This is a genomic window from Celerinatantimonas sediminis, from assembly GCF_046054195.1.
In the GTDB taxonomy this organism is placed as follows: Bacteria; Pseudomonadota; Gammaproteobacteria; order Enterobacterales; family Celerinatantimonadaceae; genus Celerinatantimonas.
In genome coordinates, this window is sequence record NZ_JBEQCS010000014.1 from 34,820 (window position 1) to 60,178 (window position 25,359).

Below are 25,359 nucleotides of genomic sequence, written 5' to 3' on the forward strand. Positions count from 1 at the left end.
TCTGATGAAAAGAGCTTTACACGGCGCAGCAGTACGCCATTGCAACGTAACAACCCAGGTTCGCATTGCTAAAGAATGTGGCTTTGACGCCCTTGAAGTACTACCAGAACATCTGTTCCGCTACTGCGAACATGGTGGCAGCTATGAAAAACTATTGAACCTATGTAAACAAAATGGCATTGAAGTTAGCTGTATCAACGCCTTAAATACCATGGGTTTTCCAAATCAGGACAAAGAGCTAGCATTATTAGCCCATAAATTCTCAAATGCTGCGAAACAGCTAGAATGCCCTGTTGTTCAGATCATGGCGCTCAATGAAATTGACGAATATGACGTTGAAACTCGTAAAGAAATTTTAACTCATAACGCTTCTATCATCGGCGATGTAGGTTTGGAATATGGTGTTAAATTCCAGATTGAAGTGGTTGCATTCACCTCATTTGGTTCACTGGCACAAGGTCTAGAAATTATTGACCGTGCAGGTCGCAGTAACATCGGGATGGTCATTGACTTCTGGCACTTATATGCCAGCGGCACCAAACCTGAAGAAGTTGCAGCAATGAATAAAGAGCTGATTTATGGCGTGCACTTCTGCGATGGTCGCAAACCTTATAAAAATGAAAAATGGGATGAACTGATTCAACGTGACTACCGCGTTGGTGAAGGTGATATTCCAGTTCAAGAATGGGTTGATGCAGTTAAAGCCACTGGCTACGACGGCGTTTGGGCTCCAGAACAATTAAGCCAGACGCATTGGGAAGATGACCTAATGCAAACTGGTAAAGAAAACTATCAGAGCCTGCTTGACTACGGTGTGTAATATCGTTCACACCTGTACCCTGTCTATCATTGGCAACGGCTTAACGCCTTGCCGATGATAGAGCTTATCTAAAGATAAAGGATAATTATTATGACAATGCAGATATGTTCTGCTCCCTGCTGTTGGGGGGTTGATGATCCTAAAAATCCTTATCTCCCAAACTGGAAAACTGTCCTTAGTGAAGCTTCCATCGCAGGTTATAAAGGGATTGAACTTGGTCCCTATGGTTACCTGCCGCTTGATGCCCAAGTGGTCAACCATGAGCTAGAAAAAAACCACCTGTCGATTATCGCCGGAACCATCTTTGATGATCTGGTTTCAAAAAGTAATTTTGAGCAGCTTAAAAAGCAAACTCGCGACATCTGCTCGCTCATTACCAAACTGCCGCAACCTGGCAAATACCCGCATCAACATTACCAAACCCCATATTTAGTGCTTATTGACTGGGGCCATGATGTTCGCGATTACGGCGCTGGGCACAGTGAAACCACCCCGCGCTTGAGCGCCGATGAATGGTCTAATATGGTGATGCAGATTAGTGAAATTTCAAAAATCGCCTTTAACGACTATGGCGTGCGCCCGGTGATCCACCATCATGCTGGCGGTTACATTGAATTTGCTGATGAAATTGACCAAATAGCACAAGATATTAATAATGATATCGCAGGTTTACTGCTCGATATTGGTCACCTGCAATACTCAGGGATGGATCCAGTCCAGTGGCTAAAAAAATACCGAGATCGCATCGATTATATTCACTTTAAAAATATCAATCCCAAAGTTTATGACGCGATTATGCAAGAGCATATTCGCTTTTTCGATGCGGTAGCTAAAGGCGTAATGTGCCCACTTAACAAAGGGCTGATTAACTACAAAGAAATCTACAACACGCTTTTAGAAATAGGTTATGAAGGCTACATTACCATTGAGCAAGAACGCGACCCACGAAACTCAAGCGGCAGCTTAGCCGATGTGAAAGAAAGCCGCGAATTTCTACTCTCAGTCGGTTTTACCGACTAATCCACAGCTTAAAATTAAAGCGCAGCCAAACATGCGCTTTAACTCATCTATTTATTCAGCGCACTTAAGAACCGCTTAAAACCTGCGATTTTCCTCTTCTTGGTAAACTGCTTCACACAAGGGATTTAAAATCCCTCGGTAAAAAGAGCGTATCAAGCAGTGAACGATGTGCTTCAAATATATGAAGCATTTTCGAATTTAACCATTTGATTTTAAATAATAAAAATCACTATTTTATGAAGGATTAGAGCATTTTAGTGAGCCTTATACCAATTATTCTTTCTCATACCAACACGACCGATTTTCGCATTATATGTAGACTTGCCTAATATCAACTGACCATCTAAAATGACCTAATTAAAGACCATTTAAAAGGGCTATTTATGGCATCAAGAATCTTAACTGATGTTGCTGCGAGCATCACTGAACTAAAAGCAAATCCGATGAAAGTTGTGCAGAGTGCACACGGCGAACCAATTGCGGTTTTAAACCGTAATGCCCCCGCATTTTACTGTGTCCCTGCTGAAGTTTATGAAATGATGATGGATAAACTTGACGATCTTGAGCTGGTAGCAATCGCCAAAGAACGCATCGGGGAAGAAAGCATTCCGGTTAATCTCGATGACTTATAAACTCGAATTTAAGAAAAGTGCTCTCAAAGAATGGGAAAAGCTCGGGGCAACGGTTCAGCTGCAGTTTAAAAAGAAACTTTCAGAGCGCCTGATTCAGCCGCGAGTGCCATCAGCAAAGCTTTCCGGCGCAGAAAGTTTATATAAAATTAAACTCCGTCAATCGGGATATCGACTTGTTTATGAAGTTCAGGATGACATCATTGTCATCACCGTTCTGGCCGTAGGCAAACGCGAACGAAGCGAAGTATATCAAAAAGCGTTTAAACGATTGGACGATTAGCCAAGCATTGAACACATGATTTTCCTCATTTTGGAGGAAAAAGCGGAAGTGGTTATGATAGCACTAGGCAGTGCGGGGCTTCGCGGGTGTAGTTTTTTGTGAGTTTGGCTAAGTTTTCTAGCTTTTGCTCGGTCATTTCTAAGTGATGGCGATGTGCTTGGATTTCGAAGCGGGCGGCTTGGACGTTGAAGCCAGCTTTTTCAAGTTCGATGAGTAGTTCAGAAATTGCTGAGGAGAAATCGCAGATATTGCTATAGTGTAGTTTTGTGGAGAAGTCCTACTGATTGATTGTTGATATTGATTTGTTTGAGTCCCCTCGCCTGAAGTATTCTTTGGTGTTGTTTCCACCAACTCATGGGAAAGTTCAGATTGGTTTTGGCGCGGCCAGTGCGGCCTGTTTGCCGATAAACTCCCCTTCTATGACATCGAGATAATCGATTGCTTCACTCACTTGCTCTGGCAATAGTTGGTTGATGTGTTGAACATCGAAGTGTTGATGAACGAGTTTCCAGATATCCGGATAGATGTTGGCCACGCCCGTGGTAATCAGTCGTTCGGCGGTTTGGCGCAGTGGGGTTAGTTGTTCGGCGGTACATTGGCGAGTTTGAACACTCACATCTGATTTAGCTTGCCGACTAAAGTAATAATCTTCCAGCTTTTCGAACACATCCCACGCTTGATTGGTTTCAAGCATTTTTGCGTGTCTTGCAGCGCCACGCTCCGTCCATAGGATCACGCTACGAGCATGTTTTTTAACTAACCCGATAGAATCGGGTCTGTTCTTAAAATTTCTTAATTCAGAATGAGTTAACTTAAAGTAATGCTTGCCAGCGATAAAACGATTCTGATTATTCAGATAATTATCAGAAATATTTTTAGGTTTAGTAGCATATAGCTGAGCAAGCAACAATGGATGGAAAATTCCATTTAAATAAAGTTAAAACTTTGACTCTAATTGACTTAACGAGGGCTAATGTCGTTTAAGTTAATAATAGGGTTAATAGTAGGTTTAATAGTATTTTTGATAATTCATATTTTCATACCACATATATTTATCTCTATATTTTTATTAAAAGGCCATCCATTGGTTGTTGAAATAATATATTATATAATTATTTTTTGTATGAAAAATATAAAAAAGGAGAAATAAAAAATAAATAGATAGTATTAACGAGTGTGCATTATCACACACTCGTAATATATATTCATCGTTCGAATTTATATATATTATTTCCAATGAATTTATTGGATTGATTACTTTCCATATTGATTTTCTTGAATGCAAGCAAGTTATCTACATCAATATTGTCACTAAAGAATCCTTTTGGCAAATCTGCGAACTCTTCAATCATCGATTCCTGTAACCCCAGTATTTCAAGCAAATCAGCTTTACTCATCCCTGCATTCACAAGCATATCTACAGCTCGATGAAGTAGTTTTGGTTTTTCTGGTCGCACTTGCTCATCGTATGGCTCTTTTGATCGCCACCCTTTAGCGGATAGATTTTTGTACAAATTAGAGTATTGAAGATCCGTCAAAATACCTAATGAATGCGCTCTAAAAATCATTGCAGCCATTGAAACTTTCCATCTTGGTTTTAGTGTTAGAAATGTTTCTAATGTTGGTGAGTTTAACTCTTTAGCAAAACCCGATTCTGGTAATAATAAGCTACTTGCAAACAAATTAGCTTGTCTTTCTATTTCCTTATGATTTTGAATCGTTAATTTCTCAACAGGCATAGAACGATGAAGTACCATATGACCTATCTCGTGCGCTAAATCGAAACGGCTACGAATCCCATTATCTTTATCTGAGGCTAATAAAATATAAGCTCGTTGATCATCAAAGTTCCAATTCGATAATCCATCCAGTTTATCGTAGCCTATTTCACTTCGTGCACAAATAACACCCGAACTTTCAGCTGAAAGCATTAAATCCTTAATTGGTCCGGAACCTAAACCAGCTACATTCCGATACTCTAACGCCATTTCTTCGATTTCTTCATCAGAAATAGATGTAAAGGGTTTGTCTAATGCTGGCAATTTATATTTTGGCCAATCAACAAATTTTTCTAAGCTTTGGCTCAGTTCAATAATCCAATTAAGCTTAGTTTTTGTGACTGTACGACCACCTTTTGTCGCAGCAGAAAGAGCTCGATAAAAATAAGCTCCGTTTACGGACTCATGAACGGGTTTTAAAAACCAATGAGATGCTTGCCCTAACGCAGATGCTAGAGCCTGTAATTTATCCTCTTGCGGGTTTTGCTTACCACTTTCCCACTGCGTCACCGTCGCACTAGAAACATTCACCAAAGTCGCTAATGCAACCTTGGTCAGTCCTAAAGCTTCTCTAGCTTGCGTCAATCGCTGCGGTTGAAATCCACCCACACCCGTTTTCATTATTCACCGTTACCTTGTTTATGTTCTTGTTCCTGAAGCGCAATTTTCAAGACAGGCCATGCAGTGTCTGCTTCTTGAACATCTTCTGATTGATACTGTTCAATCATCTCGTCAATTGAAAGCCACGCATGGTATCCCGACCAATCGGAAAATGGAACAGCTATAAAAATTCCTTGGGGGACTCCTTGCTGTGCTGCTTGGGACTCAGGCTGACTTACAATGATTACAACATGCAGTTTGCCACGTATATCTTCATTGTCATCACGAAACATATCTGGAGTATATGGTTCTAAAATTGTATTTCCCATAGCGAGGAGTTTTCGATGCGCTGCTGCTCGGACACGTCCATTAGCCTTTACTGCCACGTGGGAAATAACAATATTTTCGTGCTCCGAAACTAAATAATGTTCTCCTAGCGGTCTAGTCTGACGAACTTCTCCGCCTACTTCAGCTAAAACTTCATCAGTAAGATAACGCAGCATTTGCGGTCTTAACCGACCTTTTGGAGTATGGGTAATTTGTTCTGTGAGGAAGTTTTCAGCAATACCATAACGAATATAGATCTGTTCGCGGATACGCTCAAAGAAGCTACATTCAATATTCTTCGCAATGAACCCCATAAGCTGCGCGTTAACACTTGCCATTAACCATTCCTCACATATCAACTTTAGTTAAACCGAATTATACTACAAAAAATTAAGTTTTAAAGGGAATGGGTTATATTTTTTAATCACAATGGGAGGGGGATTCTAGATTGTGTGACACGTCACGTTCTCCTACCTCAACCACCATTTTGCCTCTTTTGGCTCTGCTGTTGGTGGTGACTTAGGGGGCTAAAAATTTTTTTATCGCGCGATGTGGCTGCGTATGCAGGTTTTTAGCCCTCAGAAGGACCCATTCGCCATTGGGCAAATCTCTTGGCCCTGAGCAGTTATCCGCAATTATTTTTGTGCCTTCCACTTGTCTAATCCGACTCGAATAAATAAAAAACCCGGCATGGATCATGCCGGGTGTTGTCATAAGCAAGACAAGCAAAAATATGTGTAACAAGCGTTATTGATAATACTATTCATAATGAAGGTTGGCTATGATATATCGCACTTTTCACATGCAATCATTTCATGTTCGTTATGTAAGCCATAGATGTACTCGCCCCAACCACTCTCTTACTCGGCTATCATCACGGCTGCAGATGTAAAAAGTTAGCGTGAGAATCATCGTTTAGCCATTGTCAGCAGCTAAACCTGTTCGAGATGTAGATGTGCTTAAAGGCGTTGAGTTGGAATTTAGAAAGGTAAGCAAATCGCAACGATTTTAACTATCTCTTAGCCAATACGATTTTGGATGAACAAATGAAATAAAAAAGGCCCGGCATTGAGTAACCGGGCTTAGGGACAAAAAATGAAGCTATTCTATGATTAATTCGAATTAACACTAGCATCTCAAAACGACACTTTCTACGATATATCTTGATATTTACATTTATTTAATCTTCTCATTTGAAAATCATTTCATTTAATATCAGACTTCGCCTCATCATGCATTTCCCTATCCAGCTCAATACCTAGGCCTTTGCATTCGCCAGCCGTTGAATAAGCCATTGCTCGTTGTTCTGGCAAAAACAGAGTGATTTAAAGGCTCGCTTTTATCATCTCACGCAATGAGCGAGTTGGATGACCGATTAATTTGCTTAAGTCATGGCTATCATCAAATAAACCGCCTTTTGATGCTCCTTTATCTGAATCGGCTAACACAACTGCAAAGGGTCTTGGAATTCCGGCCGATTCAAGCGCTTTGACAAAATCACTTTCTGGCAGATTGATATATGGAATTTTTTGACCCGATTCTTCACTGATAATTTCACACAAATCGGTCAGCGTATAACTTTCATCTCCAGCGAGTTCATAAATTTTACCGCCTTGGGATTGCTCGCTAGTCAGAACGGCTGCGCCAGCTTGAGCATAATCTTCACGAGCGGCTGAACTAATCTTGCCATCCTTAGCACATCCAATAAATCCGCCGTTAGCAAGCGAAGGCGCAAGACTTGCCAAGTAGTTCTCGCTATACCATCCGTTGCGCAGCAACACATGCGGGATATTGGCTTGTTTTAAATATGCTTCGGTTTCTACATGCTCTGCGGCTAACATTAATGGTGATGTATCAGCATGCAATAAGCTAGTGTATGCAATGAGCTCTACGCCAGCTTCTTTGGCTGCATCAATGACATTTTTGTGTTGCACAAAGCGCTGCCCCACCTCGCTTGATGAAATAAGCAAAAGTTTCGTCACGCCTTTTAGCGCAGCTACTAACGAACTAGGTTGTGAATAATCAGCCTGGCGAATTTCGACTCCCGAACCGATTAAAGATTGTGCTTTATCAAGGTCTCGAGCCAATGCCACTAATTTTTCTGACGGTGCTCTTTGAAGTAAATATTTAATCACTAATTGACCTAACTGACCTGTCGCGCCTGTCACTGCAATCATATTGTTCTCCTTGGTTTGCTTAAAATAAGCTCGATTTCATTCAGCTTGCCATATATACTTACTATTTGTAAGTACGCACTTTTTGGTAAGTATTAAATAAAAAAATAGGAAAGACTCATGAGCGAAGATATAAGAGCGTCATTAACCGATAAATTAAGTCGCGGTAACGTACTTGCTAAAGAATGCCCATCACGCGCGGTGCTACAAGATGTAACGAGCCGTTGGGGAGTATTGATCCTCTTCTCTTTATTGGATGGAACACATCGGTTTAGTGAATTAAGGAAAAAAATAACAGGGATCAGCGAAAAGATGCTGGCTCAAACGCTGCAGTCATTAGAAGCGGATGGATTTGTATTGCGCATTGCTCACCCAGTGATCCCGCCTCATGTTGAATATCAACTGACTGAGCACGGCATAGAGGTTGGCAAACGAGTGGCAGAATTAGTCAACTGGATTGAAATCAATATTGCCGACATATTGCAGTCAAAAAATCAGTACGTTCATATCAAATCCAATACAGTGAATTAGCCACTCTTGAAGATGGTTGTTGCTGCGAGCTCTTAACAGATTCTAATCTGCTTAACCATTGTTGAGTTTCAGGTTTTCAACCGCTCTAGAGACATCGTCAGCGCCTTTGTGAATTTCATTCATAATGGCTGAAACCTCATCAATTTTATCATTCGTATCAGAGGCAACCGATGAGAGGCCTCGAATGGTTTCAACAATCTCATTGGTCAATTTCAAGTTCTGCTGAACAACTTTATTAATGCTTTCCGTTGAGCCAGAAGTCCGAGAGGCAAGGTGGCGGACTTCATCAGCAACAACCGCAAAACCACGCCCCTGCTCGCCAGCGCGCGCAGCTTCAATCGCCGCGTTTAGCGCCAGCAAATTGGTTTGCTCGGCAATGCTACTAATCGTATTAACGATGTTTGAAACATCATCAGACAACGTAACCAACTGATTAAGTTTCTCAATTGCTGATATGACTGTTTCATCCATATAGTCAGCCAATTGGACACAGCGCTGCAAATTATCATTCCCTTGATCGGCGACCTGAGCAGTTTCAACCGCCGTACTATAAGCGATATTAGCGGCATCCCTCACAATTTGCTCGTGGTGAACGTCTTCGGTAATATCCACGGCAAATTTCACAATACGATAAACCTCTCCGTCTGTATTCAGAACTGGGCAATAAGAAGCTTGTATCCATACTTCATCACCATATTTTGATTTACGCCGAAAACGCCCAGAGTAGGCGCGAGACTTAGCTAATTGCTGCCAGAAATCTGGATGTTGCTCGTAAAATTCATCAAAGCAAAACATTCGATGATGTTTACCAACAACCTCGTCAGCAGTATATCCAAGCGTATTTAAAAAGTTATTATTAGCAAAGGTCACCGTACCATCATTGGTAAATTCAATGACCGCGTAGGTTTTATTCAATGCTGTAAATGCATCGGCAATGCGCTGAGATTCGACATGCTGACTTGTCACATCAGATGCGATTTTCATAAATCCTGTAACTTTATTTCCTTCAAAAATTGGGAAATAAGTCGCCTCAATAATGATTAACGAACCATCCTTTTTATATCGATAAAATGTACCTTCTTTTTTGAGTCCTCTAGCTAAATCTTGCCAGTGCTGGCGATATGCTGCGCTATTAGCATCTTTTTGGGAACAGAACATGCGATGGTGCTTGCCTTTGATTTCATCTAACGTATATCCCATCGCTGAGAGAAAAAGGTCATTGGCATCAACAACATTACCATCAATATCAAACTCGATGGTCGCCACATATTTTTGAATGGAATCTATAATTTGGCTATCGCGGTTTACAATAGGAGTGTCAGACTTAGATTTATCTGAACGTTTATTGAAAAACATGAAAAATTCCGTAATGAACAGGGCCTTGTTTCATACTAGTTCAAATCATGAAAAAACCTTAAATTTCCCCGTCCAAAAGACATACATGGGAGTTTAACTGCAGTTTCGTTTTTAATTCGCCAATTGATAACCCCACCCTATTTAATTCAACGTTTAAAGATGAGTATTCTATAAAATTGCTAAATTATTCAGTGAGATAGACCATACAAACCACATCACACTCAAACGGTTTTAAAATTGAACAAAACTGAATAGCAAAAGAGCAAAAGCCCCCTGACATATTTTGAATAGCTGATGGTTTCCTTACACCTTCACTAAGCTGCATTTAGTCTAAAAATCACACTTGGTATTGAATCAAAAGCAAGTGGATATTCACTCGTTGCGATAAAAAATCAAAGATATTGATTTGAGATATAAATCATTAGTACTAATTAGTTAATTTTTATTTTTATCAATAAGATAGCTCGGTCACAAATACTTATCAGAACTAACCTTATCATTGGATGAGCACTTAATATTTTCAGCAAAAGGAATTTAATAATAGTGAATAATAGATTACTGATTAGTAGCCTCATCTTTTTATCAGCAAGTACATCAGCGGCAACGATGCCGACAGGGTTCTATGCCAAATTAGGAATTGGCCAAAGTTATGGCAAAAATGATAACTTCAACATAGCTGCGACATCAAGCTCGACATTAAATGCCAAAGACAGCCTGGACTTCAAACATAGCGATAGTTATCAACTAGCTATCGGTTATCGCTATCCCGAACTATCATGGTTAACGACCGAACTATCGTTAAATTATAATGCGAAACTCAAAGCTCAAGGTGATACCTTCATTATTAATGGCACCTCTTATAGCGAACAGAGTCATCAACATATAAAAAGCACAACTTTGATGCTCTCAGGTCAAATCGATTTAGCAAGTTACTTTAACCAAGATGATTGGTTGTTCCACCCTTATGTTGGTCTTGGTGTGGGGGTTAGTCGAAATAAATTAAGCGATTTAAGCGCTAACGAGGATAATGTCAGCGCAGGGGTCGTCAGTTTAGATAACGCCGATACACATACCGATTTTGCATGGCAAACAAAATTAGGCGTCACTTACGCCGCCACAAAACATATCGTATTAGACTTATCTTATGCTTATAACGATTACGGAAAAGTAAAAGCTAAAAGCACAACATCGGGTTCAACCACTTATAGCTCTTATGAAATGAATTATCGTACCCAGCAGATCATGTTAGGGATGCGCTACTTCTTTTAAATCAATCAAAGCTCACCAAAACATGAGCCTGTTACATTATCTGAAGTTGTAGCATCTGTTTGATAAGTGTGACTGAATCATTGTGTAAACCATAAAAAAAGCCCGGCATGGATTAGGCCGGGCATTGTCATCAGCAAGACAAACAAAATATATGTAACAAGCGTTACTGATGTTACTATTTTTAAAATCTAAAACCGATAGGTTAGTCACTGTTTTCAATGAAATAATTTCATAATGACTGAATTGTCAAAAAAATTAATGCAAAAGTGAAAAAACATAAAAACATTCACCAACCTTGTCCTTTTTTCCCCTCGACTTTCCCTACAATCAATTCTCTCTCACCTAACTTCATCTGAAGAGCAAATCTGGATTGAATGACTTAAATCATACTTTTTTTTAAAAAGTGCATACTTTTCTGTAGTCATCTTCTCACTAAAAGGGTATATTTTTTTAGCCATTTTACTGAAACGAACAGTTTTTTATCCAAATCTGGATAAGCAACTTTCCCATGGATGAAATCGTTTCAGCGTCGTTATCAACAAGAGGTCGTTATTGTGTCACACACAGTTTCAATACGAACCAAGGGACTGCTACTGTTAGGTGGTCTGGGAGTTTTAAATTTAGTTATCTGGATTTGGGCATTTATTGCATTTAAGCACCACCCCGCTTTAATCGGAACAGCTTTGCTGGCTTGGACATATGGATTACGTCACGCCGTCGATGCCGACCATATTGCCGCTATTGATAATGTCACTCGAAAAATGATGCAGCAAAATAAAGAGCCTGTGGCTGTTGGAGCTTTTTTCTCTTTAGGGCATTCAACCGTTGTTGTTCTGGCATCAATTTTAGTAGGCATAGCAACCAGTGAGTTTAATAGCAAGCTCAGTTGGTTTCAGGATGTAGGTGGCACAATTGGCACCTCTGTTTCAGCCTTATTTTTATTGATCCTTGCCTTCATCAACTTTTTAATTTTTAAAGATATTTGGAAAAAATTCCGCCAAGTCAAACAAGGCAATCATCAAGTGATGCACGCATCAGTTAGCGAACCGCTCGGTGGCGGCCTGATGACATGGCTCTATCGCCGCCTGTTCCGCTTTATCAATCACAGCTGGCAAATGTATCTCGTTGGGTTTTTATTTGGGCTCGGGTTTGATACGGCAACTGAGGTTGGTTTATTGGCTATCTCGGCGGCGAGTTCTTCTAACGGTTTGCCTATCAGCTCAATTTTAATCTTCCCTGCTCTATTTGCTGCAGGAATGGCATTTATCGATTCAGTTGATAACGTCATTATGGTCAAAGCCTATGGTTGGGCTTTCGAACAGCCATTTCGCAAGCTCTATTATAACCTGACGATCACCGCATCCTCGTTGGTTATTGCATTGGTTATTGGCGGCTTTGAAGCATTGGGAATTTTGGCTGATAAAGGCAATTGGCATTCCGATTTTAGCCAATGGATTGAAAGCGCTAACGAGCATCTGGGTAATATCGGATTTTGGATTGTTGGGATTATGATCGCTTGTTGGCTGTTTTCTCTGCTCAATTATCGCTTACGCGGTTATCACAAATTATCATTTGATCAATCAAATTCATAAAACTTAATTCAATTTGCTTGGAGCGGCCACCTTTGCAGCTCCAAGTAATGTGACTGCACCATTTCTCATTTCGAAAAGCGACTTGCGCTAACTATCTTGGAATACTCAAACCACCGTCAATATTTATTGTTTGACCCGTCATAAACGTATTTTTCATTAAAAAACAATAAGCATCAGCGACTTCATCAACTGTTGCAACCCGCTTTAATGGAATCGTTTGAGTTAGATGCTCACGCATTTGAGCCACCTGTGCTTTGGGTAAATCTCGCCACAAACCAGTTGGCGTCCAAATTGGCGCTACGGCATTCACGCGAATCCCGGGGGCAAGCTCTGCGGCTAATCCTTGTACCAGGGTTCGAATTGCGGCATTACCTACATAAGCGCCAGCTGCTTCAACTGGCGTGCCATCAGCGCCAGCGGTAAACACAATGCTACCCCCAGAGGATAGATGCGGCGCACAAAGGCGCGCTAAAATCATATTAACGAAAAGTTTCTCATCCACAGCAGCGCGCACATCAGCTTCGGGACCGGTTAAAAAGCTTCCCGGAGTAAATCCCCCCGCCAGTGACACAAAATGGTCAAATTGTCCAAGCTTGGCAAAAAGCTCTTCAATCTCGCTGCGATCAGCAGTATCGGCTATAAATCCTTGCACTTGGCCTTTTGGCGCTAGCGAATCAAGCGCCTGATTGAGCCTGTCTTTACTGCGGCCGGTGATGATGACTCTCGCTCCTTGAGCAAGAACAGCTCTTGCCAGCGCATAACCAAAGCCCGATGTACCACCGAAGATAAATACCCGCTGATTGGTTAATTCCATGCTTTGCAACCTGCTCAAAAAGCCTAAATTGATTAAAAATCAAAGGGCTTATCCAAGCCCTTTCAATCAACTTACCCGATGCGTTTGGTGTTTTCAATCACCCGCGTCGTCGCGAGCATCTGCTCAAAGCTAACCGGTGGCTGTTGGTTACCTTTTAACGCCTCGCGCAATTGGCGATAGTATTCCAGATAGTTACCATCCACACTTGGATAAACATTTTCAGTTAGCTGACCGTTTTCATAAGTCGTCAGTACACCATCATTGGGATCTTTACCCCAATCTTTAGAACCAGGAACGACGCCTGCTATCAGTCGGCTTTCTTGTTGTTCAACACCATGTTTCACATAGCTACCTTTCGTGCCATTTAAATGAAACCGCGGTGATTTAGCAGGACATAATAAATTTCCCTGCAAACCGACTCGAAAATCAGGATAGATATACAGCGCTTTGAAAAAGTCAGGACATCCGGCATTTTCTCTCTGACAGGCAAAGTTCACATAACCATCTAGAGGTTCGCCAAATTGCAGCACCATCTGATCGATAACATGCGCGCCAAGATCATACCAAACCCCAGTTCCCGCCTGACCTGTTTTTTCACGCCAGCCATCCCCAACATCAGGGAAAAAGAAGGTGTAGTTCGACTCGAAATAGCGCAGCTGCCCAATAGCGCCTTCTGCAAGTACTTTTTGCACGGTTAAAAAGTCACTATCAAAACGGCGATTTTGGAATGTGCACAACAGTTTATTTTGCTGTTTAGCTACTTCGACAAGCTCAGTTGCTTCAGCTAAGGTAATCGTCAATGGTTTATCAACAATTACATTTTTACCGGCGAGTAATGCCGCTTTAGCTAATGCAAAATGGCTAGCATTTGGGGTAGCAACAACGACTAAATCAATTGCAGCGTTATTAAATATATCATCAACTTGAGTTGTAAATTGCACCGATGGATATTTTTCTGATTTTTGAATAACACTATCGCAGATAAGTTCTAAATCAAGACCTGGAGTATTCATGATCAGATTTGAATGGATATTCTTACCTGAAAAACCATATCCAATTAAGGCGACCTTAAAGTTTTTATTTTCCATAAACTCCTCGACATATACACGTGTTGAAACGTTATAAACCTAAACTTTGACTTGCGGAATATCTCTATTTAATTTACGAGATAATTTTCGATGTTCTATTTTCTTGATTTGATAAATGATTAAAGCCAGTAAAATAAGAATGCAGCCAATAACCTTATGCACAGACAATTCTTCGTGATACCAATAGCCTGAAATGATAAAGGTAAAAACTGGCTCCATTACCATAATAATGGCAGCATTAGAGGCCGAACAAAAACGCTGCCCAGTCAGCTGAATATAAAACCTTAAACTAGTGGCAATACAAATACTTGCGACAACCCAACCCCAGGTAACTGCGGTAACCGTCTCAGGCCAGATCTCAAATTTAAAAGCAAGCAATAGCGAAATCACCCCGGTGAATAATAACTGCACCGATGTTAACGGAATCGTTGGTATTTTTTCTGCATAAAAGGCATTAGAGCAAAAATAAAGTGATTGTAAAAACGCTGCGATTAAAAACCAAACCTGACTATAAGTAATTTTCATTGAAGTGCTTGCTGTCAGACAAAAAAGCCCTACAACAGCAATTGGCAATGAGATCCAAAATACTTTTAATATTTTATTTTTAAATAAAAATCTTGCTAATACAGGAACAAACAACATCGAGAGGCTCATAATAAATGCGCCCTCTCCTAGTGTTGTTGATACTTTAACGGCATACATCCAAGCAATAATTGAAATGCCTTGCAATGTGCCACTAATGGTTAAACCTTTTAAATTTTTACGGGTAACTTTGGTGAATGATTTCATATTAATCAGCGCAATTAATAAAGCAGCGAAGCTAAAGCGAATTCCTAAAAAATAGAAAATTGGCATCCCTTGCGAAGCTTCTTTAGAAAATATCCATCCCCATCCGGCGATAAAAGTCGTAAGCAATAGTAATAACTCTGCTTTTCGTGCTGAAATCATACTCTGTCCATTACTAAAAAAAGGGCTTCAGACGAAGCCCTGAAACCACCTATGATTACTATCTATAAAGTTCTTTTTCGATACGTTCCCGAGTTTGTACCGCTTGAACATCCATTTTTTCTGGGAACCCAAATAACGCTGGCGTGATAATGCTCTCACCACCGACTTTAAATTCCCGATGGGCAAATCCCATATCCCGTAGGCTTTGGAAAATGCCATCAAAATCAACTTCGCCTTCGCCAATCGCCGTATGCTGGTGCACAACGGCATCAACCCCTGGTGGGTTAACGATATAGCGATTCGGTTTGGTGTGATTCATTGTATCGCCAATTAACACATGCGATAACTCAGATCCTGCATATTTAAGCATTGAGCTGACATCACCTTTGCCTTGGTCATAATAAAAGGTGTGCGGAGCGCTGTATAAATACTTCACGTTATCACTATAAAGCGATGCCACTAAATCGACGGTGTCATTATTGATTTCGCAAAAATCCCAAGGGTGAGATTGGATTTCAACCCGAATGCCTTCGCGTTCAATAATCGGCAGAATTTCTTCCATCGATTTGTACCACATCTCTTCGCATATTTCGCTCTGATTCGGGTCCCCTGAGAGCTCGGTATTGATCACTTGCACGCCCAAATCAACGGCAATTTCGATCATTCGTTTCCAGTTGCGAACCGCAGCCTGACGACGCTCTTCATCAGGCCCTGACCAGCGATACACGACAATGAAAGATGAGACTTCAACGCCTGTTTCTTTTAACGCGCGTTTATACTCATCCATAACATCCTTACCTGCTTTAGGATGTTTATAAAAAGGGTTAATCTGAGGATGCGGCGATTGCTCTATATACTTATATCCCCAATCAGCAACTTTATGAATCATCCCAGTGATCCCTAAAGGGCGAATAACATCCACATCAAAGGCAATTTTCATTCAGGGTCTCCTCAATTTCTTACGCAGTGACGAACTCCTGCTGGTTAATACTGACGGGCTTGTGATAATTTTTCGTTTACCCATTCAGCTGTTTTTTGAATACTTTCTTTTTCAGACACTTGAGCTACCCCAACGCGCCACCAGCTAAAGTATTTGTGAACCATTGTTTTTGGCAGAACTTTCACATCAATCAGAGTTGAGCGATCTTGGGTAAGCGCATCTTTGATAGCCGCTTCAAGCTGCTCAGCAGTTGCGACGCGGTATGTTTTACAGCCATAACCTTCGGCAACTTTTGCATAATCAACTGGCACCAAGCCGCCATCAAGCCGGTCTTTACGTTCACCACGAAAACGGAATTCGGTATAGAAGCTATCCATGCCATGTTCCATTTCGAGGTTGTTGATACAACCATTGGCCATGTTGTCAAAAACGATAACGTTGATTTTTAGATGTTCTTGAATCGATGACACCAACTCTGAGTGCAGCATCATAAATGAGCCATCACCAACCATGGTGAATACTTCGTGATCAGGCTGAGCCATTTTCACCCCAAGCGAGGCGTTGACTTCATACCCCATGCACGAGTAGCCATATTCAACGTGATAGCTTCCTGCTGTTGGCGCATTCCAAATACGTTGCAAATCACCCGGTAAACTTCCTGAAGCTCCGACAATAATGCCGTTCTCTGGCAGCAACCGATTGACGATGCCAAGTGCGCGAGTCTGGGTTAAAACAGAATCGGTTAGCGCTTTAAACTCTGCATAAACTTTTTCTCGTGGCAGATGATCATCGATTTCAGGCACAAAATCTTTTTCATTGAACTCAATTTGATAAAGCCGTTTGCGTTCATCTTCATATTTGCGACGCACATCGGCAATTTCATCACCCCATTGAGCATGATAATTCTGAGCTTTGACCAATGGATAGAGTGCATCGAGGGTCGCTTTGGCATCCGCAACCATCTGCACACCATCGAGTTTAAAGGCATCAAAACGGTTGATATTGATATTTAAAAAGCTCACATCTGGATTTTGGAACAACCATTTCGAAGAAGTGGTGAAGTCGGTGTAACGAGTCCCGACGCCAATAATTAAGTCTGCTTTTTTAGCTAAGATGTTAGCCGCCAAACACCCTGTTTCACCAATCCCACCGACATTAAGCTCATAGCTAGATTCTACAGTCCCTTTACCAGCTTGAGTTTCCGCAAATGGAATTTGAAATGCTTTGGCAAATTGTTTGAGTGATTCAGCCGCTTGCGAATATTTAAGGCCACCACCGCAGATAATCATCGGGTTTGATTTAGATTTAATCAGTTCAACCGCTTGGGCCAACATCGCCTGAGTCGGTTCTTGACGTTCTAGACGATAAACACGGCGCTGGAAAAAGTAATCAGGGTAATCATAGGCTTCGCCTTGCACATCTTGCGGTAAAGCTAGCGTAACTGCCCCGGTTTGCGCAGGGTCAGTAAGCACTCGCATAGCGCTAATACAAGCACTCATCAGTTGTTCTGGACGAGTAATACGGTCCCAGTAGCGGCTCACTGCTTTAAACGCATCGTTCGTACTAATCGACAGGTTGTTACTCTGTTCAATCTGTTGCAGCACTGGATCAGGTTGGCGAGTTGCGTATGTATCACCAGGCAAGAGCAGCACCGGAATACAGTTGGCAGTGGCCGTTGCAGCAGCGGTAATCATATTAGCAGCGCCAGGGCCAATTGATGATGTGCAGGCAAAAATTTGTTGGCGCAGCGACTGTTTAGCAAAACCGACCGCAGCATGCGTCATCCCTTGTTCATTACGGCCCTGATGAATTTCCAAAGAACCACTATTTTCTTCTAATGCCTGCCCTAGGCCGACAACATTACCATGGCCAAAAATGCCAAAAATTCCTTTCACAAATTTAATTTCTTGACCATCAACCTCAAGATACTGGTTATCTAAAAAGCGCACCAATGCCTGAGCAACGGTTAATCTGACAGTGTTCATCATCTATCTTCCTAAGGTTACGAATTTCATGACGAAGAGAATACTCGCCTGTATTTTCATTTAAATATAAAACAGAACAAATATTTCACAAAGAGATCTAGATCATAAATTTACAAGGAAATTTCATTTTTCAATTTGGAAAACTACAAATAATTGCAAAAAACATAATAAGATATTGAAATTATTTTATTTTTTAATACGAAATAGCTTTTTTAAGCATCTTTCAAAAAGCTCTTTAAACGTGATCCAAATATCATTTTTGACATCAGCATCCTTATAATAAGACATTAATTATTTTAAAATAGTTGAAAATGAAATTTTTATTTTTAATAATTCAGCTAATAGTTTCACCAAATGAGGAAGAACAAAATGAATGAGGTGGCCAAAAAACTAGATGTGATATGCATAGGTCGTATCGCTCTAGACTTATATAGTCAGCAAATTGGATCGCGACTGGAAGATGTTAGCTCGTTTTCTAAATATCTTGGTGGGTCATCAGGTAACGTTGCCTATGGCACAGCTATTCAAGGGTTGAAATCAGGGATGCTGGCTCGCGTGGGTGATGAACACATGGGTCGTTTTTTGCGCGAAGAGCTGACCCGGGTCGGTTGTGATACGCAGTATTTAATTACCGATAAAGAACGGCTCACCGGAATGGTGGTGCTAGGGATTAAAGACCAAGATACTTTCCCGCTTATCTTTTATCGTGATAACTGTGCTGATATGGCTCTTTGTGAAGATGATATAAGTGAACCATACATTGCATCATCACGCGCGGTTGCCGTGACAGGGACTCACCTTTCTCACCCGAATACTCGTAAAGCGGTACTCAAAGCGTTAAAACTGGCTAAAAAACATGGCCTCAAACGTGCGCTTGATATCGACTATCGCCCTGTTCTTTGGGGATTAACATCATTAGGTGATGGCGAAACACGTTATGTCGAATCACAAGAGGTGACCGAATCCCTTCAGGAAGTATTGGATAACTTTGACTTAATTGTCGGTACTGAAGAAGAGTTTAATATCGCTGGCGGCAGCACGGATACATTGGTTGCTCTTAAAAACGTTCGCAAATTTACCAATGCGACCTTAGTTTGTAAACGCGGCGCAGATGGTTGCTCAGTATTTGAAGGTGAAATTCCCAATAGTTGGAATGATACAGCGCTCTATAGTGGCGTTAGAGTCGAAGTGCTCAACGTGTTAGGTGCTGGTGATGCCTTTATGTCTGGCCTATTACGCGGCTATTTAAATGATGAAAGCTGGGAACAAAGCTGTCGTTATGCGAATGCTTGCGGCGCTCTGGTTGTTTCTCGTCACGGCTGTGCACCCGCGATGCCGACTAAAGTTGAGCTAGATGATTATCTCTCGCGTGAGCATGACGTGCCACGGCCAGATAAAGACGCTCGGTTAAATCATCTGCACCGGGTAACAACCCGCAAACAGCAATGGGATGAAGACTTATGCATTTTTGCCTTTGATCATCGTCGTCAATTAACAGATATGGCACAAGAAGCTGGCGTTAGTGAAACCCTCATTCCGCGGCTCAAAACGCTGTTATTGCAAGCAGCGAAACAAACTGCCGAAGCCAAAGGGCTCAAACATTCAAGCGGGATTTTAGCCGACACCACGTTTGGCCAAGCTGCATTGAATGAAATCACCGGTCAAGGATGGTGGATTGGACGCCCGATTGAACAACCTAGTTCTCGGCCTTTAAGCTTAGAGCATGGCAATCTTGGCTCTCAGCTGATCAGTTGGCCACAAGAACACATCGTTAAATGTTTGACGTTCTACCATCCGCTTGATACTGAGCAGATGAAACAGGAACAAGAAACATTACTTGCCGATGTTTACCACGCTTGTTGCCAATCAGGTCATGAGTTGTTGCTCGAAATGATCCTGCCTGATGACATCGAAGATAAAGATGAAAAATACTACGCGCAGATCGTTGAGCACTTTTATCAGTTAGGCATTCAGCCCGACTGGTGGAAACTGCCTTCGCTGTCACACCAAAGCTGGGTCACCATTAGTGCCATTATTGAAAAATACGACCCATATTGCCGAGGAATTGTGCTGTTGGGGCTGGATGCTCCAGAAGAACAGCTTAAAGCAGGGTTTGCTCAGGCCGCCGATATGCCTTGGGTGAAAGGCTTTGCCGTTGGTCGAACCATTTTTGGCCAGCCATCTCGTAAATGGCTACAAGGGGAATATGACGATCAGCAGCTCATTGAGCATGTGCAGCGCAACTATGAAAAACTCATTGATGATTGGCGCAGCGTTCGCCCACAATCATCACGTGGATAGTTAGGTTTGATGAAATTGATTGCGAAATCTGCCAGCGCACTCATGCTGGCAGAGTATCGCTATTGAAATAAATATCACGTTTTATGAATTTTTATAAAAAATATTCCAATTCAATTGCACGTTAAAAGTTATTTATATTAAGCTATGGCAACTGTGCTTTGAGCCAATTACTGGCATTTTCGCTCGTTATAACGACTCGATGAGCGTAAATTCAGCGCCAATTCACGGACGACTTAAGTATTTGGATTAATATAAATAGCAATATTAATTAAAAAATTAAAAATATATGACTAACACATCTCAGCTTACACAGTTGCAAGAAGAAATTAGATCGCGCTACAACTCACTGAGTAAACGCCTGAAACAGGTCGCTCAGTATGTGCTCGATAATAGTAACAGCATCCCTTTTCAGACAATTGCAGAAATTGCCGAAAAAGCACAAGTGCCTCCATCTACATTGATCCGCTTTGCAGACGCATTTGGTTATGATGGTTTTAACGAAATGAAACAAATCTTTCGTCAAAATCTCATGGAAGATACCGTCAATTACACCGAACGAGTCCGCCTTTATCGTCAAACCAATGGTTCGGATACAGTGCCTGAAACACCGATGGAGATCTTGAAAAACTTCGCGATGGTTAACGAGGCGGCACTGCAACAGCTTTCTAACCAAATCGATGAAGAGCAACTTAAAAAAGCGGTCGATATCTTAGATAAAGCCAATAATATTTACATTATTGGACTGCGCCGCTCATTTAGTATTGCCTCGTATATGACCTATGCTCTGCGTCACCTGCAGCGCCGCGTCTTTCTAATCGATGGTTTAGGTGGCATGTTTCAAGAGCAGTTAAGCATGGTGCAATCCAATGACGTTGTGGTTGCAATTAGCTACTCACCCTATGCGCCAGAAGTGGTCGATTTAGTCTCGTTTGGGGCCAAAAGTGGGGCCAAACAGATTGCGATTACGGACAGTATCGTGAGTCCACTCGCGGCATTTAGTGATGTGTGCTTTGTAATAAAAGAAGCGCAGATGGAAGGATTTCGCTCGCAGGTTGCCTCGATGTGCTTAGTGCAGGCTCTAATGCTGTCACTGGCTGTTGATGAAGCCAGCGAATAGGAATGCACGATTAATTCGTTGCCTGCCCTGTTAAACTGCCAGTTTAAATCTAACTGGCAGTTTACAAATTTTCGTCTTTACTAGAAAAAAGAGTTTGCTTAGCCAACGCTTTTTGACAAACATCCTGCACCAAATCTCTTAGCCAACGATGCGCAGAATCATTTTGCAAACGCGGATGCCACATCATTGAAATCGTAATTGAATCTGTTGCAACCGGCAGTTCAAATGCCCACAAAGCCGCTCCTGGCTCATCATTGAGCGGCTGTGAAATTAAAAAAGAAGCAGGGACTAAAGCAATCAAATCAGATGATTTTGCCACACTGATTGCTGCCGGAAACCCCGGCACAGTAGCCACTATCCGACGAGATAATCCTTGCTGCTGTAACAGCTTATCGACCGGCCCAGAAAATTCCCCTCGCCGAGAGGCAACAATATGGCCAAACGTTGTGTAACGTTCCGGGCTCAGCTCTGCATTTGCTAAAGGATGAGAGCGGCGAACCACCCCAATAAATCGGTCATGAAATAACCCTTTAATTCGGATCTCGGGCCCCATCGGATTATTCCCTAAAACACCTATTTCTAAGTCTGTTCGCCCTTCTCGCAAGGCATCGGCACTTTTTTCAGGTTTTAGCATAAAGCTTAAACGCACATGAGGTGCATCTTGGGCAACTCGCATGATTAACGAAGATGCAAAGGCATCAATAAATCCTTCGTTTGCACGTAAAACAAACGTGCGCTCAAGGGTAGTAAAATCGACTTGACTCACCTCTGGTGTAAGAATATCCAATGCATCAAATACGGTTTGTCGAGTACGTTCACGAATGGATTGGGCATAAGGCGTTAACACCATTTGCCGACCCGAACGAACCAGCAACGGATCGCCGGTGACTTGGCGTAAACGAGCCAAAGTGCGGCTCATGGCAGAAGTGCTGAGCTTTAAGTGCTTAGCGGCCCCCACTACACTTTGTTCAGATAACAGCGCATCAAGCGCTGCTAATAAATTAAAATCCGGATGCGTCATAGGTTATTTTAATGCGCCCTGAAAACTTTATTGATGAGGTTTATGTAACGTGTTTAATATTTCAATCAACGAGTAATCCCGCTCTTTTATTTTAGTGATATCAGACTTGCTCAGTGCTTGCTCTTTTACGCCATTTAAACTCAATGCGACTTGCACTCACCAGCATAGCAACGATGACCGCGATAGTAGCGATTAACAAACCAACCCTCACCACAGCGAACCGCGTGGCAACATCATCAAAAGATGAAATATTCGATAAGATAATCCCGATAAATGCCGTACCCAAACACTGACCAAAGGTTCGCATGATGGCCAAAACACCAGAGGCATAACTGCTATGCTCATGAATAACATTTGCCATCATCTCACGGTTATTAGGACTTTGAAACATGCCAAATCCGATGCCACAGATAAAGCTGCGCCAAACAATGCTCACCAGATTAGCTTGCTCACCTAACGTACTTAACAGCGCTAAACCGCTGGCAAAGATCAATAACCCGAGGGATGAAATCACAGCAGGATTCTTCCTATCGCTGAGTTTGCCAGCAAATGGCGCAATTAAAATGATGCCAACCGGCCAAGGTAAAAACAGTAAAGCAGAGATAAAAGAACTATAGCCATAGATACTTTCAAACAAAAACGGCAGTGCAATAAAAGTCATCCCTTGTGCAATAAACGACACTAAAGAGGTGCTCGCAGACAGTGAGAATCGGATATTGGCGAAAATAGAAAGTGGCATTAATGGTGAAGTTGCGCGTCTCTGACGATAAACAAAACCAACACCACTGGCGAGCGCTAAGACGATATAAACGAATTCTGCTGAGGTATCGATACCGTTTTGCCCTGAAAAGGCATTTGCACACAAAATAACAGCCCCCAACATAATCGCCGATAATACTGCGCCGGTTTTATCAAAACTGCCCGTATTTAACAGTGATGATTTAGGTAAAAATTGTTTTGACAAAAAAATCGCCGCAACACCTAATGGCAGATTAATCACAAACAGCCATGACCAACTCAATGTTACTAATATCGAACCGCTAATTAATGGCGCAATCGCCGTACAACTAGCAACCAATAAGGCATTAATCCCAAGTATTTGACCGAGTAAGCGGCTGGGAAAGATTCGTCGAAGTAGTGCTGGTGCAATACTCAAAGTGGCAGAACCACCGATCCCCTGAATAAAACGCATCACAACCAACATAGGCAAAGATGTTGATAACGCACATCCAGCGGAGGAGAGTGTAAACACAATTAGTCCAAACAAAAACTGCTTACGATACCCAATCCGCACCGCTAAAGCTGAAAAAACAGCCAAAGACATAGCAACAGAGAGTAAGTAACTATTTACTACCCAAACCGTATCAGAGACCGAAACATGCAACGCATTAGCCATCTGCGGCAGTGCAATATTGACCATTGCACCATCAAAAACATTCATCGTGGTGGTGAGCATGACAGCCAGCATCGCAAGGAATCGCGCTTGACCTGGCAGGCCATCATCACCAGGCTGATTGGAAAATAATGTCATGGTACTTCCTTTGATTATCCATCTAGAAGCACTAGTATAATTAGCCACCAACCATGGCAGAAGTGGCAATGATGTTAGTGTATAGTTGCATCAAACGCCATGATCGCTATTTACAAATAAGGGCAAAAGAGCGAATCAGCTCATGAAAATCTATCGGTGATATAGCCTATGTTCAGTTTGAATTTTATATCGGTTATAGCATTAATTTTTAATTCAAACCGCTACCTTGGGCGCTAGAGAGGTTTTCAGCATCTGAATAAACAGATCGATTGCTGGGGAAACATGGCTACCCGGCAAGCGTAATAAATGCATCGGTCGAGAAGCAACTTTAAAATCAGCTAGCACTCGAATCAGTCGACCCGCTTTAATATCATCTTTAAGTGTTAAGGTTGAATTAAGCGCAATGCCTAGCCCATTTAAAGCCGCTTGACGAATCGTTTCCCCTGAATTGCTGACCAGTCGAGGCCGAATATCGACACTGTATTCTTTGCTATTGTTACTCATTTTCCAGAACCGGCTGGCATGCCACTGTGAAAAACAGATGCAATTATGCGCTGTTAAATCATCAGGATGAGTGGGAATACCATGTTGATTTAAATAACTTGGTGATGCAGCCAGAACCATTTGATACGACGGTAGAGCAATAGCGACAACACCATCATCAAGTACATTACCAATACGAATGGCTATCTGATAGTTTTCTTCAATTAAATCCACCCGTCGGTCAGATAAATCCATATCGATATACACACCAGGATATTGCAGCAAAAATTGTGCAACTAACGGCGCTAAAATACGGTTGCCAAAAACAACTGGCGCACTTATACGAATGCTACCCGTTATCTCATCGTCTAAATGATGCAACGCCTCTTTTGCCTCTTTGGCAGTTGCAATTAGCTTAAGGCAATACGCGTAATAGCACTCACCGGCGCGAGTCAGCCCTTGCTTACGAGTCGTTCGATTAATTAATTTATATCCCAGAGAATATTCAAGCTCTCGGATATAGCGGCTAAACATCGTTGGCGTTACCCCTAATACATCGGCGGCTTGGCTGAAACTACCTTTATCCACAGCGAGAGTGAATGCTTCAATATTTTTCATCAGATCCATAGCTAGGCACTGACTCTAAGATCGTTAATTGTGTACATATAGTACATAAACAATGCACAAAATTGGTATTTATCTAAATAAAAGTTCTATATAAAATTCATTTAAATCGAACTAAATGTGATGAA

Annotated in this window: 21 protein-coding genes and 1 pseudogene; 9 read left to right on the forward strand and 13 right to left on the reverse strand. The window is 41.7% G+C overall.

The window, feature by feature from the left end:
• Positions 1 to 4: 4 nt before the first annotated feature.
• The 4 genes from ABTQ23_RS15035 (at position 5) to ABTQ23_RS15050 (ending at position 2,752) form a co-directional block, all read left to right on the forward strand.
• Positions 5 to 820 carry a sugar phosphate isomerase/epimerase family protein gene (locus ABTQ23_RS15035; protein ID WP_408616567.1) on the forward strand — a complete coding sequence of 272 codons (816 nt, stop codon included), beginning with the start codon at positions 5 to 7 and terminating at the stop codon, positions 818 to 820.
• A gap of 90 nt (positions 821 to 910) precedes the next feature.
• Positions 911 to 1,840 carry a sugar phosphate isomerase/epimerase family protein gene (locus ABTQ23_RS15040; RefSeq protein WP_408616568.1) on the forward strand — a complete coding sequence of 310 codons (930 nt, stop codon included), beginning with the start codon at positions 911 to 913 and terminating at the stop codon, positions 1,838 to 1,840.
• A 383-nt stretch (positions 1,841 to 2,223) separates the two neighbouring features.
• Positions 2,224 to 2,472, forward strand: a complete 249-nt coding sequence (locus ABTQ23_RS15045; protein ID WP_408616569.1) for a type II toxin-antitoxin system Phd/YefM family antitoxin — start codon at positions 2,224 to 2,226, stop codon at positions 2,470 to 2,472.
• The gene (locus ABTQ23_RS15050) at positions 2,462 to 2,752 is read left to right on the forward strand and encodes a type II toxin-antitoxin system RelE family toxin (protein ID WP_408616570.1); all 291 of its coding nucleotides are present in this window, start codon (positions 2,462 to 2,464) and stop codon (positions 2,750 to 2,752) included. Before ABTQ23_RS15045 ends, ABTQ23_RS15050 begins: the two co-directional genes overlap by 11 nt.
• A gap of 619 nt (positions 2,753 to 3,371) precedes the next feature.
• Here the strand turns inward: ABTQ23_RS15050 and ABTQ23_RS15055 are convergent.
• The 4 genes and pseudogenes from ABTQ23_RS15055 to ABTQ23_RS15070 form a co-directional block, all read right to left on the reverse strand.
• Positions 3,372 to 3,659 (reverse strand): annotated as a pseudogene (locus tag ABTQ23_RS15055) (ORF6N domain-containing protein); the annotation flags it as partial.
• 298 nt (positions 3,660 to 3,957) lie between these two features.
• A complete protein-coding gene (locus ABTQ23_RS15060) occupies positions 3,958 to 5,151 on the reverse strand; it encodes a helix-turn-helix domain-containing protein (protein WP_408616571.1) in 1,194 nt (397 codons plus the stop codon).
• Complete coding sequence (locus ABTQ23_RS15065) at positions 5,151 to 5,795, reverse strand: hypothetical protein (protein WP_408616572.1); 645 nt, start codon at positions 5,793 to 5,795, stop codon at positions 5,151 to 5,153. Before ABTQ23_RS15065 ends, ABTQ23_RS15060 begins: the two co-directional genes overlap by 1 nt.
• A gap of 987 nt (positions 5,796 to 6,782) precedes the next feature.
• Positions 6,783 to 7,634, reverse strand: a complete 852-nt coding sequence (locus ABTQ23_RS15070; RefSeq protein WP_408616573.1) for an SDR family oxidoreductase — start codon at positions 7,632 to 7,634, stop codon at positions 6,783 to 6,785.
• Positions 7,635 to 7,751: 117 nt separating this feature from the next.
• Here ABTQ23_RS15070 and ABTQ23_RS15075 point away from each other — a divergent pair, with 117 nt between their 5' ends.
• The gene (locus ABTQ23_RS15075; protein ID WP_408616574.1) at positions 7,752 to 8,162 is read left to right on the forward strand and encodes a winged helix-turn-helix transcriptional regulator; all 411 of its coding nucleotides are present in this window, start codon (positions 7,752 to 7,754) and stop codon (positions 8,160 to 8,162) included.
• Positions 8,163 to 8,213: 51 nt separating this feature from the next.
• Here ABTQ23_RS15075 and ABTQ23_RS15080 read toward each other — a convergent pair whose 3' ends face one another.
• The gene (locus ABTQ23_RS15080; RefSeq protein WP_408616575.1) at positions 8,214 to 9,518 is read right to left on the reverse strand and encodes a methyl-accepting chemotaxis protein; all 1,305 of its coding nucleotides are present in this window, start codon (positions 9,516 to 9,518) and stop codon (positions 8,214 to 8,216) included.
• Positions 9,519 to 10,061: 543 nt separating this feature from the next.
• Between ABTQ23_RS15080 and ABTQ23_RS15085 the strand changes: the two genes are divergently transcribed.
• Together ABTQ23_RS15085 and ABTQ23_RS15090 are read left to right on the forward strand one after the other, a co-directional pair.
• The gene (locus tag ABTQ23_RS15085; RefSeq protein WP_408616576.1) at positions 10,062 to 10,787 is read left to right on the forward strand and encodes an outer membrane protein; all 726 of its coding nucleotides are present in this window, start codon (positions 10,062 to 10,064) and stop codon (positions 10,785 to 10,787) included.
• 512 nt (positions 10,788 to 11,299) lie between these two features.
• A complete protein-coding gene (locus ABTQ23_RS15090) occupies positions 11,300 to 12,379 on the forward strand; it encodes a HoxN/HupN/NixA family nickel/cobalt transporter (protein WP_408616577.1) in 1,080 nt (359 codons plus the stop codon).
• Between the two features lie 91 nt (positions 12,380 to 12,470).
• Here the strand turns inward: ABTQ23_RS15090 and ABTQ23_RS15095 are convergent, their stop codons facing one another.
• From ABTQ23_RS15095 to iolD, 5 genes are all read right to left on the reverse strand, one after another.
• The gene (locus tag ABTQ23_RS15095) at positions 12,471 to 13,193 is read right to left on the reverse strand and encodes an SDR family NAD(P)-dependent oxidoreductase (RefSeq protein ID WP_408616578.1); all 723 of its coding nucleotides are present in this window, start codon (positions 13,191 to 13,193) and stop codon (positions 12,471 to 12,473) included.
• Positions 13,194 to 13,264: 71 nt separating this feature from the next.
• On the reverse strand, positions 13,265 to 14,281 hold the full coding sequence (locus ABTQ23_RS15100; protein ID WP_408616579.1) for an oxidoreductase: 1,017 nt from the start codon (positions 14,279 to 14,281) through the stop codon (positions 13,265 to 13,267).
• 39 nt (positions 14,282 to 14,320) lie between these two features.
• A complete protein-coding gene (locus ABTQ23_RS15105; protein WP_408616580.1) occupies positions 14,321 to 15,229 on the reverse strand; it encodes a DMT family transporter in 909 nt (302 codons plus the stop codon).
• 58 nt (positions 15,230 to 15,287) lie between these two features.
• Positions 15,288 to 16,169, reverse strand: a complete 882-nt coding sequence (locus tag ABTQ23_RS15110; protein ID WP_408616581.1) for a sugar phosphate isomerase/epimerase family protein — start codon at positions 16,167 to 16,169, stop codon at positions 15,288 to 15,290.
• Between the two features lie 44 nt (positions 16,170 to 16,213).
• Positions 16,214 to 18,154, reverse strand: a complete 1,941-nt coding sequence (iolD, locus tag ABTQ23_RS15115; RefSeq protein ID WP_408616646.1) for a 3D-(3,5/4)-trihydroxycyclohexane-1,2-dione acylhydrolase (decyclizing) — start codon at positions 18,152 to 18,154, stop codon at positions 16,214 to 16,216.
• A gap of 369 nt (positions 18,155 to 18,523) precedes the next feature.
• Here iolD and ABTQ23_RS15120 point away from each other — a divergent pair, with 369 nt between their 5' ends.
• Positions 18,524 to 20,455 (forward strand): bifunctional 5-dehydro-2-deoxygluconokinase/5-dehydro-2-deoxyphosphogluconate aldolase, encoded by a 1,932-nt coding sequence (locus tag ABTQ23_RS15120; protein WP_408616582.1) that lies wholly within the window; start codon positions 18,524 to 18,526, stop codon positions 20,453 to 20,455.
• Positions 20,456 to 20,741: 286 nt separating this feature from the next.
• Complete coding sequence (locus ABTQ23_RS15125) at positions 20,742 to 21,572, forward strand: MurR/RpiR family transcriptional regulator (RefSeq protein WP_408616583.1); 831 nt, start codon at positions 20,742 to 20,744, stop codon at positions 21,570 to 21,572.
• A gap of 61 nt (positions 21,573 to 21,633) precedes the next feature.
• On the opposite strand, the gene ABTQ23_RS15130 is transcribed toward ABTQ23_RS15125, so the two are convergent.
• The 3 genes from ABTQ23_RS15130 to ABTQ23_RS15140 all read right to left on the reverse strand — a co-directional run bounded on the left by ABTQ23_RS15130 (position 21,634) and on the right by ABTQ23_RS15140 (position 25,225).
• Complete coding sequence (locus ABTQ23_RS15130; protein WP_408616584.1) at positions 21,634 to 22,593, reverse strand: LysR family transcriptional regulator; 960 nt, start codon at positions 22,591 to 22,593, stop codon at positions 21,634 to 21,636.
• Between the two features lie 100 nt (positions 22,594 to 22,693).
• On the reverse strand, positions 22,694 to 24,124 hold the full coding sequence (locus ABTQ23_RS15135; RefSeq protein ID WP_408616585.1) for an MFS transporter: 1,431 nt from the start codon (positions 24,122 to 24,124) through the stop codon (positions 22,694 to 22,696).
• Positions 24,125 to 24,337: 213 nt separating this feature from the next.
• Entirely contained in the window at positions 24,338 to 25,225 is an 888-nt protein-coding gene (locus ABTQ23_RS15140) for a LysR family transcriptional regulator (RefSeq protein ID WP_408616586.1), read from the reverse strand.
• Positions 25,226 to 25,359: the final 134 nt, after the last annotated feature.